Below are 15,402 nucleotides of genomic sequence, written 5' to 3' on the forward strand. Positions count from 1 at the left end.
GCCTTCGATACCTGCCCGCTACACGGCGGGTAGGGGCGCGGGAAACCTCGGATCAGCGAAGCGGGAGGTGGCCGAGGACGGCGAACATGGTGACCGACAGGTGATAGTCACCGACCGCGACGCCCGCTTCGATGGCGGCGACGAGATCGTCGCGTTCCTGTTCGGTGATCACCTCCCGAGCCAGCGCGGTACCGCCCACCTCGTCGAACATGGGACGGGCGGCAGCCGGATCCCAGATCACCGCTTCCGAACCCATATCGTCGATCTCGAACCCGGCCGCCACCAGCCGGCCGCGCAGGGACCGGCCGGATCTGGAATTGGGGGTGGCCTCGAGCATCGCGGCGACCATCCGCGCGACCACTCCGGTGTCGCCGGGGTGCAGGATGGCGGTCTGCCAGTCGCTGTCGACCAGCACCACCCGGCCGCCCGGCCGCAGGACCCGGGCGATCTCCGCGGTGGCGGCGGCCGGATCGTCGAGGTGCTGGTAGACGCGCTCGCTGCGCACCGCGTCGAAGTAGTCGTCGTCGAACGGCAGCCGGTAGGCGTCGGCTTCGACGAACCGGCACCGCGCCCCCGTCTCAGCGGCCCGTTCGCGTGCCACGGCGAGCATCGCCGGGTTCGGTTCGACACCGACAGCCTGCCCCTCGGGCCCGACCCGGCGGGCGAACTCCAGTACTTCCGAGCCGGTCCCCGAGCCGATATCGAGAGCTCGCTCCCCGGCGCCGACAGCCAGCGCGGCGTGGGCCCAGCGGCGCATACGCCGGATCCCGGGGAGGGCGGCCTGCAGATCGAGGGCAGCGACGAGCAAGGCCATCGGGTCGGCCCCGGACGTCGCATCCTCGGCGCGCGCGGTCGCGATGGCATCGAGATGGAACGACGGCGGCCGTACGGGCTGCTCGGGTTCGCTCGGCACGGATTCCGACACTAGCGAGGCCGGGGCAGTATCCCGGCACCCGCTCGGCATCGATTCGGTGGCGGTTCGGGCGCAAGTGAGACGCCGACACGGAATGTCCGGGCGACCGACTCGACCGTCCGGGACCCCGCGCGTCGGTTCAGCCGGCGGCTCGTGGATCCGGCACCAGAACGAGTGCCTCGGGTGCGGCGGCGAAGGCATCCCGGAGGTGGTTCGCGAGCTTGCCGATATCTCGCTCGCCGGAGCTGTTGCTCCACGCTTCCATACCGCAGTGGAATGCGGCGACCACTATGTCCAGGGCCAGACGAGTGCGTTGGTCGGCGGGGAGTCCGGCGCCGAAACGGTGGTGCAGGATCTCCAGTGCCTCGCGGATGGTGCGGTCGCAGAATTGGAGGTTGTTCGCGCCCATGGAGGGCGTGGACTGCGCGAGACGGTGGCTGCGGGCGGCACGGTCGGCCCAGCCTTGCGCGGGCATTCGTTCCACTGCCGCCAGCACGCTGTCCTGCAAGATCCCGTAGAGCGATCCGGCGCCGGGCTCCTGGTTTTCCAGCTCGTGGAGAAAGGCGGCCCACATGTCCCGCAGCGGCGCCATGGCGACGTCTTCTTTGCTGGTGAAGGTGCGGAAGAAGGTGCGTTTGGAGACCTCGACCGCGTCGCAGAGTTCGTCGAGCGTGGTGCTGTCGAACCCGTTCTCCGTGAACAGTTCCAGAGCGGTGTCGACCAGCGCCTGGCGCGTGCGTAATTTCTTGCGCTCGCGCAGCGGCGGCCGGTCCAGCGCAGCGTCGGCCATAGGGACAGGATAGCGGCCGGCTGCCCCTCGATTCCTATCGCCCCTTGACGCCATTTGCCACTGAGTGGCATTTTAAGGAGATGGCACCGCACCCGGTGTCACATCGAATCTCCCCGCACTCGAAAGGCGCTGTGTCATGCGCGCATTGATCGTCGACCGTTCCGTTCCGGCCGGATTACGTATCGGCGAGGTACCCGATCCGGATCCGGCACCCCATCAGGCAGTGATACGGGTGACGGCGACATCGCTCAACTACGGCGAGGTCCAGTTCGCGCGCGAGGACGCACCGGAGGATGCGGTCCTGGGCTGGGACGCGGCGGGAATCGTGGAACAGCCCGCCGGCGACGGCTCGGGCCCACCGGCCGGGACACCGGTGGTCACCCTCGGCTGGTCCGGCGCCTGGGCGGAGTTCCGCGCGGTGGACACCGACCTGATCGGCACAGCCCCGGCCGGCGCGGAGCCCGCGGCGCTCAGCACCGTTCCGGTTGCCGCGACCACCGCGCTGCGCGCCCTGCACCGGCTCGGACCCTTGCTGGGGCGGCGGGTATTGATCACCGGAGCGACCGGCGGCACCGGCCGGTACGCGGTCCAGCTCGCCCGGCTCGGTGGCGCGCATGTCGTCGCGGCGACCGGCGACCCTGCCACGCACGGCGCGGGCCTGCGCGAACTCGGCGCAACGGAGGTCGTCACCGGCGCCGGTGACCTGGACGCTCCCGTCCACGGCGCCATCGACCTGGTGGGCGGCAACCGGCTGGTCGACGCCTACCAGCGGCTCGCCGAGGGTGGCACGGTGGTCGCCGTCGGGCATTCGGCAGGCGCGGACGAGACGTTCCCCTATGGGGCGTTCTTCGGCGACCAGGGCCGCCACGACCGATCGGTCACCTCCTTCTTCCTCCTGGGGTGTCGCGACCTGGGTCCCGACCTGAGCTGGCTGGCCCGGCAGGTCGCGATCGGGACCCTGCGGCCGAGTATCGCCTGGCAGGGCGATTGGCACCGGGTCGGCGAGGCGGCCGAGGCGCTGCTGTCCCGCCGCCTGCACGGGAAGGCGGTGCTGGAAGTGGGCGGACCGCTGGTGTAGCGGACGCGTCGGTCACCGGGAGCCCCGGCGGCCGAGAGGGACCGCCGGCGGATTTCTGTTTGTGGATGGTCGTATTCGCGCCTATAGTCGGCGTGATCCGATCGGAGCTCCCCGGAAGTACAGCCGCAGAGTGGGAGCCCGCGCCCGAACGAACCGGGCGATGGAGTGGGCGGCGTATTTAGCCCACCCATTTTCCGGAGGAATTCCATGCACATCGGACTCGGACTCCCCATCGCCGACCCCGCCGTCCTGCTCGATTGGGCACGCCGTGCCGACGCGGGACCGTTCTCGACCCTCGGCCTGCTCGACCGCCTCGTCTACGACAACCCCGAACCGCTGGTGGCGCTGTCGGTGCTCGCCGGCGCCACCAGCCGGATCAATGTGCAGACCGAGGTCCTGCTCGCCCCGCTACGCGAGACCGCCCTGCTGGCGAAACAGGTCGCCACGCTGGACCGTATGTCCGGCGGCAGGCTGGTGCTCGGGCTCGGCGTCGGCGGCCGCGCCGACGACCATCTCGCGGCGGGGGTGGACCTGCACATCCGCGGCCGCCGGATGGACGAACAACTCGCGCAACTGCGCGGATTGTGGGCCGGCGAACCGTTCGGCGGGGACTGCGGGCCGATCGGGCCCACACCGGTTCGCCGCAGCGGACCGCCGATCCTGTTCGGCGGGTTCCGGCCCGTCGCGCTGGAACGTGTCGCCCGCTGGGGCGACGGATTCCTGTCCGCGGCACCGGCGCAGTGGTGTGCGGGACTGTTCGATTCGGTCCGCCGATCCTGGCACGAGCACGGACGGCAGGGGGAGCCGCGGATCGTCGCTCAGGTCAACGTCGCGCTCGGACCGCAATCGGTCATCGACGAGGCCCGGGCGGCCATCGGCGCCTACTACGCTTTCACCGACTGGGCCGAGCACACGGTGTCGGGAATGCGCACGACGCCGGACGAGATCCAGGCGGCGATAAGGCAATTCACCGACCTGGGCGCCGACGAGGTCATGCTCTACTGCTACGGCACCGACCCGGACCAGGTCGATCGCCTGGCCGACCTGATCGGCTGATCGGGTCCGCGCCGGACGGCGGGGAGGCAGAGTCACCGCGCCGAGTGCCCGCCGCCACCGCTGTCCGGGCGGCGGGCACTGCACCGTTCTTCGTCGAGGGGATTCGCCGATCCGCTCGCCCACCGGGCCGGAGCCCGGCCGCGATGGGGCGAGCACCACGGAGATCGGCGGATCTCGCGACCGGAGCGGCCGCGCACCCGGCGATCGCGCGTAGCCTGGTCGGAGATCACGAATCCGGAACGGGGTGGGCAGTGCAATACCGTCAGCTCGGCCGAGCGGGCCTCCGGGTCTCGACCCTCGCCCTGGGCACCGCCACCTTCGGCAATACCGACCCGACCGGCTGGGCCTGCCATGATCTCACAGCGGCCCGCCGCCAGATCGACCTGTGTCTCGACGCCGGCGTCAATCTCATCGACACCTCGAACGCCTACGCCGCCGGCCGGTCCGAGGAGATTCTCGGCGAAGCCCTGGCCGGGCGGCGTGATTCGGTACTGATCTCGACGAAGGTCCGGTTCCCGGTAGGCGACGGCGTCAACGACGCCGGGCTGTCCCGCCACCACATCCTGCGCCAGATCGACGCCAGTCTGCGCCGGCTGCGCACCGACCACGTGGACATCTACCACGTACACGAATGGGACGGCCGGGTCCCGCTGGAGGAAACCCTCCAGGCACTGGACTCGCTGGTGCAGGCGGGCAAGGTCCGGTACCTGGGTGTCTCCAACTACGCGGGCTGGCAGCTGATGAAAGCCCTGGCCGTCTCTGACCGGCACGGCTACCAGCGGTTCGTGAGCAACCAGATCTACTACTCCCTGGAAAGCCGCGACGCCGAATACGAACTGCTGCCGCTCTCGGTGGACCAGGGCCTCGGAGTGATGGTGTGGAGCCCGCTGGCGGGTGGACTGCTCACCGGGAAGTACCGCCGGGACCGGACGCCCGGCCACGGACGCCATGTCGGCGGTTCGTCCGAACCTCCGGTCCGCAACCGGGACAAGCTCTACGACACCATCGATGTCCTCGTCCGGATCGCCGGATCCCACGGCATCCCACCGGCCCAGGTCGCGCTGGCCTACCTGCTGACCCGACCGGCGGTCAGCACACTCGTGATCGGCGCGCGCGAGGAGCACCAGCTCGCGGAAACCCTGAAGGCCGCCGAAGTCCGGCTCGCAGCCGAAGAACTCCGGCAGCTCGACGAGGTGAGCGCCCCGGCCCTGATCTACCCGCACTGGCACCAGGCCGCGATACCCGCCCAGTTCCGCGGCGAATCCGACCGGGTGCTGCACCCTGGGTCCTGATCACCGGCCACCTGCCTGGTATCCCCCGCAGGCCGGCGTTCCGGCCGGGGAGGTCGGCGGGATGCCGTTCGGGATGCAATCGATCGCGCACCACTCGTCGCGGCCACCGGCCGCGCCGGGCGGGGCCGTTCAGCGGACGGGCGGTGTGCTCCCGTGCACGCGGCCCGCCCGGGAGCCGGGTCGAGCGCGCCGTTCCTGTCCGCGGCTCACCCCGACGATCCGCCCCACCCCGCTCAGCGACGCAGCAGGAAATCGACCAACTCGGCGTGCTCGGCGGTTCCCGTCCGGGCCCGGCGCGCACCATCCGACAGATGCAGCGCACCGATCCCCATCGCGAACATCCATTCCGCCCGCCGGGTCGCGGTCTCCGGGTCGAACCCGTGATCGAGGAAAGCCCGGCGCACCGCGCGGCGGGCGCGACGATCGGCGGCGCGCACATTCGCCGCGGCGCGCGGATCCGACCGAGCCCATTCCCGCATAGCGCGCTCGAGCGTCCACTGCCGGGAGCCGGTGAGCAACCCCATCATCTCGATCAGCCGTTCCCGCGGCGAAACGCCGGCGAGCGCGTCCATCCGCCGGTGGTCCTGATCGCGCCAGCCACCCCACGCCGCCACGAGCGCGTCCTTGAACGCGGCGATATCGGAGAAGTGATGGTAGAAGCTACCTTTGGTCACCCCGAGACGCCGGCAGATCTCATCCAGTTTGAGCGCCCGGAAGCCCTCCTCCGCCAGCACGGTGTAGCCGGCCTGCAACCAGTCGTCGACCGTCAACTGAACGGCACCACGCGCCCGCGCCATCGGGTCAGCTTAACGCGGCGAGCCGATTCCCCGAGCACCGAGCCGATCCCGCTCTACGCTCCTGGACGACGAGGGCCATTAACGGCCATGGAGGACCGGCCCGGTCCCCGAACCTTTGTGACGGCTCTGATGTGGGCCCGCCGACCACCCGCGGAGGCGGCTATTCGGCGGGCGCGAGAACCCGTCCGCCGGTTACCCGCCCCTGGGTGGGGATCAACTCGTCATCCCGGCCGACAACTCCGGCATCACCGAATTCGAGGTATTTGATATCACTGTTACTCCAGGTGATCACCGGAGGACTACCCTCGCCATCCTTGGGCGCCATGACCAGCACTTCACCGCTCTCGATCTTGCTCTTGATGATGTGCTGCAACTCCTCGGGGGAGGCGTCCGGATTATCGGCCCCGATCTCACGGCCGATCTGGTTGTTGAAAAGATCCATCGCCTCGCGATTGGGTGGGTTACCACCGCTCTTCTCGTGCGCCGTCCCATAGGTCTCGGTCCACTCGGGGCCGAACTCCTGGGTCATCCGCGCATTCCAGTAGATATGCCTGAATGCGTTGCCGTGACCGTCGTCCAGCGATTGGGGATAGTTCTCCTCCGCGGCACTCTTGGCCTCGTCGACCATGTTCGCCTGCCGATACGCGGCAAGCGGACCCTGCTCGGTGAAAAGATCCTCCAGCGCCTCGATTTCCTCCGAAGTCATCATCTTGGGCTGGAATTCGGAATCGTAGACACGCATGGCCGTCGGCATCCAGCCTTCGGGCCACAGCTGGGGCTCCCCCTTCGACGAGTCCGTCTGGTACTCACTGAGCACCCAAGCGAGGTACGGATCGTCGGGAGTCGCGGCCACCTGTTTCTTGACCGTATCGGCGAGATCCTCCAGCAACCGGGCGAAACTTTCGGCCCCCTCGCTGTCCGCCTCCCGGATCGTCGATGGTGAGAGGATCAGGAGTCGTCACCGCGGCCCGGCCTCTTTCAACTGCCCGGTGACACCATCGTCGAGCGCCTCGTACTCGGCGGCTTGCCGATCGAGTTCGTCACCGAATCGACTCAGGCGATCCGCGTGATACTTCACCACTCCATCGAGCGCCTCGAGCGATTCCTCGATCTTCACGGCGAGATCGGACCTCTGTCGTACATGAAAGGGTTCCCCGCACTCCAGCGGTGTGTGCCGCTCCCGGGCCGCACGGCCGGGCGTGTTCATTCTGGCAGACCCGGATCTACCGAACCGATACGTCGGCGAGCCGCGGCTCGCGCCGGTTCTCCTCCGTCCCCGACGTTCTCGTCCGGGCCTGGTGTCCGGGCCGCCCGGGCCGCTATTCCGGCGACAATGGTGTCGGCGACCAGGCGCGCGTGGCGACGTACCGCCCGCGGCGCGAGGGGGTCGGCCGGGGCGATCCGGGTGGCCAGCGGCAGCTGCGCGAAGGGCGCGGTGGCGCCGCTCGTGATGAGGAAGTGCAGGGTGCGGAGGTCGTCGCGGTTCAGGATCCGCTGCCGGAGCAGCGGTTTCAGTGGTTCGGCGAGCAATACCGACATCGGTTCGATGTGCCGGTCGTAGAGGTAGGTCAGCCGGGGGCCCTCGATGGCCGCTTCCATACTGATCAACCGCACCACGTCCGGGTATTCGGCCTGGATTTCCAGGAAGCGGATGATGCCGGCGCGGAATTCCTCCAGCGGCGGCAGATCGTCGCGGCCGGGCCGGATCCGCAGCAGCGTGATGACATCGGTGAAGATCCAGTCCACCACCGCGTACCACAGTGCTTCCTTGGAACCGAACCGCTGATGGATCAGATTGTGGCTCACCCCGAGTTCCCGGTTGATCGCGGCCACCGAGGCGCCGGCGAACCCGTCGCGGGCGAAGACGCGTAGGGCGACGGTGAGGATCTCGTCCACCGAGGCAGGCGAATCACCGGCGGGTGGGCGTCCTCTCCCCTTGCGCGACCCCCGCGGTTCCGGTGCGACCTCTACGTCCATGAACCCGGATTATATTGACAGCTATCAATTTCTCTGCGAGGGTGACACCGATCACTCCGCTGTGCGGTGTGGCGGATCGCGGCGCACCCTCGCCACGGCCGCTCCGCGCCCGACGAGGACGGGATACTGCTATGGAATCCTTTGTGCACCTGCGGAAAGGCATCACTCCCGGCCGGCTGCACGCCGATCTCGACGGCCTCAAGGACGACGAACTGGGCCGCGGCGGATTCACCGGGCGCACCGCCCAGCTGTACCGGCGCAACGAGCCGATGGGCTATCGCGCCGAGGGTCCGCTCGCGCCCGTCGACGTACTCGCCGACACCCTGAAGCCCACCGACTCCACCGACCCCGCCGGCTCACCGCTGCTGCTGTTCTCCAATGCCGACTGCCGGATCCTGCTGAGCCGGCGCACGCAGGAGATGCCGTTCTTCGCGCGCTACGTCGACGGTGACCTGCTCTCGTTCGTGCACAAGGGCAGCGGTCTGCTGGAGACGGAGTTCGGGCCGCTGCGCTATCGGGAGGGCGACTGGGTCTATCTACCCAAGGCCTGCACATTCCGGCAGGTGCCCGACGGCGAATCCACCTGGCTGATGATCGAGTCGACCGAGGAGTTCCGGGTACCACCGGCCGGTCCGCTGGGGCGGCACTTCCCGTTCGACCCGGGCAAGATGGTCGTCCCCGAGCCGCGGGCTCTGGACGACGACGGGCGCGACGAGTACGAAGTGCGGCTGATCCACGAGGGCGGCCCGACGTCCCTGTTCTATCGGCACCATCCGCTCGACGTGGTGGGCTGGCAGGGCGACAACTTCCCGTTCACGTTCAATATCGCCGACTACCACGTGATCCTCTCCGATACCGTGCACCTGCCCGCCACCGTGCATCTGTTCATGCAGGCCACCGGGGTGTACGTGATGAACTTCCTGCCGAAGCGGGCCGAATCGGCGCCGGGGACCGAAACCGTGCCGTGGTATCACCGCAATGCCGACTACGACGAGATCGCGTTCTTCCACGGCGGCGATATGTACGGCGTGCCCATGCCGCCGGGCCTGATCTCCCATGCGCCGCAGGGTGTCCACCACGGCGCGCCGGAGAAGATGCGCGAGCGGGCGCGGCGTAAACGCGAGGAGATCACCCATATCGGGTGGACCACCATCGCGGTCGACACCCGGCGGCGGCTCACCCCCTCGCCCGAGGTGCGGGCCGCGAATCTCGGTGCGCACTGAAGATTCCGGCACCCGGTCGCCGGACCGCGGCCCGCCGGCCGCGGTCCGGTGACCGGCCGGCGCTGTGTTCAGCGGTAACGAAAGACGAAGGCAGGCAATACGATGTCGCATCATGTCGAGCGCGTCCCGTATGTGGTGGCGTACGCGAACACCTCCGGCACCCGGGACGCCTACGGCGGCCTCACCGAAACGGTGACCCTCGATTCGATCCTGGTAAAACCGCAGGACCTCGCGTCGGACACAGTGCTGGTGCTCATGCATCCGGTCTCCAGCGGCACCTATCTGCCGATCGTCACCGCGCTCGCCCGGGCCGGACACCACATCATCGTCTGCAACAGCCGCTATCGCGGCGCCGATGCCGCACTGCTCATGGAGAAAGTGGTGCAGGACCTCGGAGAATGTATCCGTGACGCCAAGAAACGGCTCGGTTATACGAAGGTGGTCCTGGCCGGGTGGAGCGGGGGCGGATCGCTGTCGGTGTACTACCAGCAGCAGGCCCGGCGTCCGACCGTGACCTCGAGCCCTTCCGGCGACGGGCCCGACCTCACCGCACTCGAGCTGATCCCGGCCGACGGCATCCTGCTCATGGCCGCCCATATCAGCCGCCACCACACCCTCACCGAATGCCTGGACCCGTCGATCCTCGACGAGACCGACCCCTCCCGGCGCGACGCGGACCTGGATCTCTACAACCCGGACAACCCCGAGCAGCCGCCCTACAGCGCCGAATTCGTCGCCCGCTACCGGCAGGCGCAGGTCGACCGGAACCGGCGGATCACCGCCTGGGTGAAGGAGAAGCTCGCGGCGATCGCGGCATCGGACCGGCCACAGGACGAGTTCTGTTTCGTCGTCCACGGCACCATGGCCGATCCGACCGTGCTCGACCCCACCCTCGATCCCAACGATCGCACGCCCGGCGAGTCCTATCTGGGTGAACCGCAGGAGGTGAACACGGGCGCGTTCGGCCTGGCCCGGTTCACCACCCTGCGCAGCTGGCTGTCGCAGTGGAGTATCGACGACGCCCGCGGTGACGCGGTCGCCTGCGGCCCGGATATCGAGGTCCCCACCCTGGTCCTCTACAACGCCGCCGACAATGTGTGCACACCCTCGCACGCCCATCGCATCCACGAGGCTTTGGGTTGCGCGGACAAGGAACTGCACGAGATCCCCGGCGCCAACCACTACTATCTGGGCCCCGACCAGCGTGAGCCGCTGGCGAAGGCGATCGCGCTCGTCGACGGCTGGCTGCGCGCCCGCGGCCTGGGGCCCGCCGCGTGACCCCGCCGCGCTCCCCGGCCCCGGCGGGTGCGCGGCGTGCGGGGCTCCCGCACCACCCCTCGGTCCCGCCCCCGTGGCCACCGGAGATAATGCCGCGATGGACTCCGCGACAACCGGTGCTCTCGACGGTATCCGGGTACTCGAGATCGGTACGCTGATCTCCGGCCCCTTCGCCGGCCGCCTCCTGGGTGATATGGGCGCCGAGGTGATCAAACTCGAGCCCCCGGACGCCCCGGACCCGTTGCGCACCTGGGGTCAGGCCGAACTCGACGGACACCATTTCTTCTGGACCGTGCACGCGCGCAACAAGAAAGCCGTCACGCTGAACCTGCGGGAGGATGCGGGCCGGGACCTGTTCCTGGAACTCGCCGCGAAATCCGACATCATCGTGGAGAACCTGCGACCCGGCACGCTGGAACGCTGGGGTCTCGGCTACGACGCACTGCGGGAACGCAATCGGGGCATCATCCTGGTCCGGGTATCCGGGTACGGGCAGACCGGCCCGGAAGCCCGCAAGGCCGGATATGCCTCGGTCGCCGAAGCGGCCAGCGGCCTGCGCCATATGAACGGTTTCCCCGGCGGCCCGCCGCCGCGGCTCGCGCTCTCCCTCGGCGACAGTCTGGCCGGGATGTTCGCCGCCCAGGGAGCGCTGGCGGCGCTGTACCGGCGCACCGTCACCGGGGAGGGGCAGATCGTCGACGCCGCGCTCACCGAGGCCTGCCTGGCGGTGCAGGAGTCCACCATCCCCGACTACGACATCGGCGGTGTGGTCCGCGGCCCGTCGGGTACCCGGCTGGAGGGTATCGCGCCGTCCAATATCTACCGCACCGCCGACGGGAGCTGGGTGGTTATCGCGGCCAACCAGGACACGGTGTTCCGCCGGCTCTGCGCGGCGATGGACCAACCGGAGCTGGCCACCGACGAACGATTCGCGAACCACACCGCACGCGGCCGCAACCAGGACGAACTCGATGCGATCATCGGCGAATGGGCGGCCCGGCGACAGCCCGGGGAGATCATCGCGACGCTGGGTGAAGCCGGGGTGATCAGCGGGCCCATCAACACCGTCGCCGAGGTGGTCACCGACCCGCAGCTGAACGCGCGCGGCATGATCGCCGACCACTACGACGAGCGCATCGAACGGAATGTGAAGGGCCCGGGCGTCGTGCCCGTGCTGTCGGCGACCCCGGGGACCATCCGCAATGCCGGCTCGGCGCGGCCGGGTCAGCACAACGACGAGGTGTACTCCGGTCTGCTCGGGAAATCCGCGGCCGAGGTGGCGGCCCTGCGGTCACAGGGGATCGTCTAGCGTGTCGGATTCCGGCACCGCGGGCCGTAGCGATGCCGGAAACCGTCCGTACCGGCGGTTATCGGCGCTGATCAGCGCGGATCGGTGCACGATCGGAACGGTGAACCCGTTGCCCGGGCGGCCGTGGCCGCCCGCTCTACTCAGGAGGATTCGTGCTGACCGCACTGCCCATCCGATACGTGGCCGATGTCGAGGAGTCCCGCCGGTTCTACGCCGGGCTCGGATTGCACCCCGGTGACGACAACGGCCTGTCGGTCTGGTCGCAACTGGACGCCGACGCGGGCGCGGTCGGCATCCACGACGCCGCGGTATCGAAGGGCCGGCCGCCGGGAACAGTGGAATTGGGTTTCGCCACCGACGAACCGCTGGAAACGGTCGCCGCCCGCCTCCGCGCCGCCGGGTACGCCCCGGAACTGGTCGAAGAGGATTTCGGGCGCAGCCTGCGGCTGACCGACCCCGACGGTGTCACGATCCAGATCCAGGAACTGGATACCGAGGTGATGCGCCGTTCGGAGGCCGCACTCCAGGATTAGCGCACCCGGCGCGGCCGCCCGGCAGGCGAGGTGATCCGCCGGTCCCGGTCCCCGAGAACGGCCCGCTCGACGATGCGTAGCGGCTATCATCGGAGAGTGGCGTGAGACACCATGCGGCACACCGCGGTCGGCGACGATCGGCCGGATGCGTGTCGGCCGCCTCGGGCGATCGGCGCCGGGTCGGTCGTCTTCCCGCCGGGCGACAGAAGAGTGACGCATGACCAGGTACGCGCATTTTGTAGGTAGCCTCCCCCCTGAACTGATGACCGGAGGTGATCGTGGCGTCCTGGACTGGTTCGCGGCGCACACCGACGGCCGCCCCGTCACCGCGATCCCCTGCGATCTGGATCCCGACTGGATCCTCGCCTACCTGAAGGACCTCGGGAACCGCACCGACACCCTGGAGGTATTGCGCCCGGGCGGATTCGACGGATACTCCGACTTCCCCACCTACGGCGTCCGGGCCGGGCGGACCCTGGAACCGCGAGATGTCTCGATGAACCGGGTCGAGCGGATCGGCGAAGTGGTGACGGCCTTCGAGTCGTTCCTACGCGACCGGCCCGAACTGGCCGGCACCAAACTCCAGCTCAGCCAGCCCCACCCACTGGATCTCGCCATGTTCGTCCACGCCGGTGGCGCCGTGGCCACCGGCCTGCCGGTCGGACTGGCATTGCGGCGGTCGAATCTGGCCCTCACCGCAGTGCGGAATCTCCCGGTGTTCACCGAGGCGGTACTCCAGGAGATGCGTGAGGTACGCCGCCGGCACGGCGATCTGATCGTCTGGCAGGTGGAAACCCCGATCTCGCTGCTGAGCATGGTCAAGGCGCAGCAACTGGGGGCGCTGTGGGCGCTGGCGCCGGTGGTCGCGGGACAACTGGCCGGGTTCCTCGAGAAGGTGCACGAGGTCGATCGTGAGCACGGTATCGAGACCGAGACCATCGTGCACCTGTGTTACGGCGATTACCAGCACGAAAGCCTGCTCGCCCCGAAGAACCTGGCACCCGCCGTCGCGCTGCTCGGCCGTACCGGACGCCGCCTCGCCGAGCGCGGAGTGCCCGTTCCCCGGGTGCACATCCCGTGTGCGTACGGCGCCCATCCCGCGCCGGTCGACCCCGCCTTCTACGCGCCGCTGCGCGAACTCGGGCCCGAATGGCGAGTGATCGCGGGCGTGGTCTCCACCGACGACCCCGACCGGAGCGCGCAGGCGCTGTCGCTTTTCGAGCAGGCCCGCGGAACCACCGCCTACGGGGTGGCCGCCGCGTGCGGATTCGGCCGCAACAACGCCGAGGAGGCCGAACAGGGTGCCGCGACCATCGCGTCGCTGGTCCGGGCACCGGAGGGCAGCCGGGGCTGAACCCCCGGGCGAACGTCGTCCGTTCCCGATGCGCCCCACCCGGCGGGTGTTCGTGCTCGCCGGGTCTCGGCGCTCTGTGTTGTTCATACAGATACGTAGTGCAGATGCACGCACAATTGTGCGTGCGCTGATACACTCTTCTAGGCGCCATTCTGTTCGAAACCACTTGCGGCATCGCGATTCCGGGCCATGGACCCCGGTCGGTCCGGCCGCCGGTGGCGGACCTCATGGTTCGTTCAGTTGATCCAGGAGTCAGCTATGGCGCACGATCCGCATGTTCTGATCATCGGCGGAGGCCCGGCCGGGTCGACCACCGCAGCACTGCTCGCCCGGGCGGGAATTCGGGTGACCCTCCTGGAGCGGGATACGTTCCCCCGCTATCACATCGGGGAGTCGCTGCTGGCTTCCGTACTGTCGACCCTGCGCCTCTCGGGCGCCTACGACAAGGTGGCGGCGCACGGGTTCCAGGTGAAACGCGGCGGGTATTTCCAGTGGCAGGACGACACCTGGTTGCTGAACTGGGCCGCGCTGGTGGATGCCGAGGCCTGGTCGTGGCAGGTCGACCGTGCCGAATTCGACGAGATCCTGCTACGCAACGCCGCCGACCAGGGCGCCGAGGTGATCGAGGGTGCCACGGTGAAGCGCGTTGTCTTCGACGACGACGAACGCCCCACCGCGGTCGAATGGGTACTCGCCGGGGAAGACACGCTCCGGACCACCGAGTTCGACTTCCTGGTCGACGCCTCGGGCCGCGCCGGACTGCTGGCGAAACATTTCAAGATGCGGCGCGTGCACAACGGGTTCCGCAATATCGGGATCTGGTCGTATTGGACGGGGGCCCGGCTGCACCCGGACAGTCCGGAGGGCGCGATCAACGTCGTATCCACCCCGGAGGGCGGCTGGTTCTGGAACATCCCGCTCGCGAGCGGGAAACACAGCGTCGGCTACGTGATCTCCACCAAGATCGCCGCCGAACGGGTCCGTGAATACGGTTCTCGGGAGGCGTACTACCACGCCATCATCCGCGACACCCCGGCGATGCAGAAATTGGTCGACGGCGCGGAGCAGATCGCCGAGGTGCGCGCCGAGCAGGACTACTCCTATGTCTCGGACCGGCTCTGGGGTCCCGGCTATGCGCTGGTCGGCGATTCCGCGCTCTTCCTCGATCCGCTGCTGTCCACGGGTGTGCACCTGGCCACCTACGGCGGGCTCACCGCGGCCGCTTCCATCGCGACCTACCTGCGGGGCGAAATGAGCGAAGCCGATGCCCTGGCCTTCCACGAATACACCTATCGACGGGCATACGAGCGGTTCCTGACCCTGGTGTCCCGTATGTACAAGGATTACATCGGATCCGAGGAGTACTTCGCACACGCGAGCACCCTCACCGAGGAACACGAAAGCGATACCAACGAGCAATCCTTCACCAGGATCATGGCCGGCCTGACCGACGTGGAAGAGACTTCCGGCACCCAGACCCGCACAGCGACCAGCACCATCGTCGGTGAAGCCGAGGGTTTCCGCGACGGGGACTACGCCGAGGGCGCGAATATCGAGTACATGGGCCATCTCGATATGTCCCCGGTCTGGAACATCTGGCGCGATCCGCTCGGCGCGGATACCACGATGGGCGATATCCGTATCACCACCGCACCGGTCCTGGGTCTCACCAGCGACTCCCGCAGCGCCGCCGAAAAGGAGGCCGTCGCCCGTCCGGTGCTGCCACCCCTCACGGCCGAGGGCGCGGCCGACTGATCGAGAGCTCGCAACGATTTCATGAGTATCCGAGTGCGGGGGCCGCA

15 protein-coding genes are annotated in these 15,402 nt (G+C 68.7%); 9 read left to right on the forward strand and 6 right to left on the reverse strand.

Features of this window, described 5'->3' with window-relative positions; translation table 11 throughout:
- Positions 1-52: 52 nt before the first annotated feature.
- Positions 53-913: a methyltransferase domain-containing protein gene (locus tag NF4_RS13400; protein WP_232330448.1), complete on the reverse strand. Its 861-nt coding sequence runs from the start codon at positions 911-913 to the stop codon at positions 53-55.
- A gap of 139 nt (positions 914-1,052) precedes the next feature.
- Positions 1,053-1,703, reverse strand: coding sequence for a TetR/AcrR family transcriptional regulator (locus tag NF4_RS13405; protein WP_063127681.1), 651 nt, complete (start codon positions 1,701-1,703; stop codon positions 1,053-1,055).
- A 136-nt stretch (positions 1,704-1,839) separates the two neighbouring features.
- Here NF4_RS13405 and NF4_RS13410 point away from each other — a divergent pair, with 136 nt between their 5' ends.
- The 3 genes from NF4_RS13410 (at position 1,840) to NF4_RS13420 (ending at position 5,129) form a co-directional block, all read left to right on the forward strand.
- Positions 1,840-2,781, forward strand: coding sequence for a zinc-binding dehydrogenase (locus NF4_RS13410; RefSeq protein WP_063127682.1), 942 nt, complete (start codon positions 1,840-1,842; stop codon positions 2,779-2,781).
- A 207-nt stretch (positions 2,782-2,988) separates the two neighbouring features.
- Entirely contained in the window at positions 2,989-3,837 is an 849-nt protein-coding gene (locus NF4_RS13415; protein WP_063127683.1) for an LLM class flavin-dependent oxidoreductase, read from the forward strand.
- Between the two features lie 251 nt (positions 3,838-4,088).
- Positions 4,089-5,129: an aldo/keto reductase gene (locus NF4_RS13420; RefSeq protein WP_063127805.1), complete on the forward strand. Its 1,041-nt coding sequence runs from the start codon at positions 4,089-4,091 to the stop codon at positions 5,127-5,129.
- Between the two features lie 233 nt (positions 5,130-5,362).
- Here NF4_RS13420 and NF4_RS13425 read toward each other — a convergent pair whose 3' ends face one another.
- The 4 genes from NF4_RS13425 to NF4_RS13440 form a co-directional block, all read right to left on the reverse strand.
- Positions 5,363-5,926: a TetR/AcrR family transcriptional regulator gene (locus NF4_RS13425; RefSeq protein ID WP_063127684.1), complete on the reverse strand. Its 564-nt coding sequence runs from the start codon at positions 5,924-5,926 to the stop codon at positions 5,363-5,365.
- Positions 5,927-6,086: 160 nt separating this feature from the next.
- Positions 6,087-6,815, reverse strand: a complete 729-nt coding sequence (locus NF4_RS13430) for a DUF6973 domain-containing protein (protein ID WP_063127685.1) — start codon at positions 6,813-6,815, stop codon at positions 6,087-6,089.
- 69 nt (positions 6,816-6,884) lie between these two features.
- The gene (locus NF4_RS37770) at positions 6,885-7,043 is read right to left on the reverse strand and encodes a hypothetical protein (RefSeq protein WP_157120290.1); all 159 of its coding nucleotides are present in this window, start codon (positions 7,041-7,043) and stop codon (positions 6,885-6,887) included.
- An 86-nt stretch (positions 7,044-7,129) separates the two neighbouring features.
- Positions 7,130-7,903: a TetR/AcrR family transcriptional regulator gene (locus NF4_RS13440; RefSeq protein ID WP_084533102.1), complete on the reverse strand. Its 774-nt coding sequence runs from the start codon at positions 7,901-7,903 to the stop codon at positions 7,130-7,132.
- A 131-nt stretch (positions 7,904-8,034) separates the two neighbouring features.
- On the opposite strand from NF4_RS13440, the gene NF4_RS13445 reads away from it, so the two are divergent.
- The 6 genes from NF4_RS13445 (at position 8,035) to NF4_RS13470 (ending at position 15,355) form a co-directional block, all read left to right on the forward strand.
- A complete protein-coding gene (locus NF4_RS13445; protein ID WP_063127687.1) occupies positions 8,035-9,126 on the forward strand; it encodes a homogentisate 1,2-dioxygenase in 1,092 nt (363 codons plus the stop codon).
- A 102-nt stretch (positions 9,127-9,228) separates the two neighbouring features.
- Complete coding sequence (locus NF4_RS13450; RefSeq protein WP_063127688.1) at positions 9,229-10,404, forward strand: alpha/beta hydrolase; 1,176 nt, start codon at positions 9,229-9,231, stop codon at positions 10,402-10,404.
- 97 nt (positions 10,405-10,501) lie between these two features.
- The gene (locus NF4_RS13455; RefSeq protein WP_063127689.1) at positions 10,502-11,713 is read left to right on the forward strand and encodes a CaiB/BaiF CoA transferase family protein; all 1,212 of its coding nucleotides are present in this window, start codon (positions 10,502-10,504) and stop codon (positions 11,711-11,713) included.
- 152 nt (positions 11,714-11,865) lie between these two features.
- Positions 11,866-12,246, forward strand: coding sequence for a VOC family protein (locus NF4_RS13460; protein ID WP_063127690.1), 381 nt, complete (start codon positions 11,866-11,868; stop codon positions 12,244-12,246).
- Positions 12,247-12,508: 262 nt separating this feature from the next.
- A complete protein-coding gene (locus tag NF4_RS13465) occupies positions 12,509-13,600 on the forward strand; it encodes a hypothetical protein (RefSeq protein ID WP_063127691.1) in 1,092 nt (363 codons plus the stop codon).
- Between the two features lie 258 nt (positions 13,601-13,858).
- Entirely contained in the window at positions 13,859-15,355 is a 1,497-nt protein-coding gene (locus tag NF4_RS13470) for an NAD(P)/FAD-dependent oxidoreductase (RefSeq protein ID WP_063127806.1), read from the forward strand.
- Positions 15,356-15,402: the final 47 nt, after the last annotated feature.

Source organism: Nocardia fusca NBRC 14340 (assembly GCF_001618425.1).
In the GTDB taxonomy this organism is placed as follows: Bacteria; Actinomycetota; Actinomycetes; order Mycobacteriales; family Mycobacteriaceae; genus Nocardia; species Nocardia fusca.

Excerpts from the sequence above, each read along its gene's own strand:
- NF4_RS13450 (WP_063127688.1), top strand. The coding sequence starts at position 9,229 with ATGTCGCATCATGTCGAGCGCGTCCCGTATGTGGTGGCGTACGCGAAC.
- NF4_RS13410 (WP_063127682.1), top strand. The coding sequence starts at position 1,840 with ATGCGCGCATTGATCGTCGACCGTTCCGTTCCGGCCGGATTACGTATC.
- NF4_RS13445 (WP_063127687.1), top strand. The coding sequence starts at position 8,035 with ATGGAATCCTTTGTGCACCTGCGGAAAGGCATCACTCCCGGCCGGCTG.
- NF4_RS13470 (WP_063127806.1), top strand. The coding sequence starts at position 13,859 with ATGGCGCACGATCCGCATGTTCTGATCATCGGCGGAGGCCCGGCCGGG.
- NF4_RS13440 (WP_084533102.1), bottom strand. The coding sequence starts at position 7,903 with ATGGACGTAGAGGTCGCACCGGAACCGCGGGGGTCGCGCAAGGGGAGA.
- NF4_RS13455 (WP_063127689.1), top strand. The coding sequence starts at position 10,502 with ATGGACTCCGCGACAACCGGTGCTCTCGACGGTATCCGGGTACTCGAG.
- NF4_RS13405 (WP_063127681.1), bottom strand. The coding sequence starts at position 1,703 with ATGGCCGACGCTGCGCTGGACCGGCCGCCGCTGCGCGAGCGCAAGAAA.
- NF4_RS13465 (WP_063127691.1), top strand. The coding sequence starts at position 12,509 with ATGACCGGAGGTGATCGTGGCGTCCTGGACTGGTTCGCGGCGCACACC.
- NF4_RS13415 (WP_063127683.1), top strand. The coding sequence starts at position 2,989 with ATGCACATCGGACTCGGACTCCCCATCGCCGACCCCGCCGTCCTGCTC.
- NF4_RS13425 (WP_063127684.1), bottom strand. The coding sequence starts at position 5,926 with ATGGCGCGGGCGCGTGGTGCCGTTCAGTTGACGGTCGACGACTGGTTG.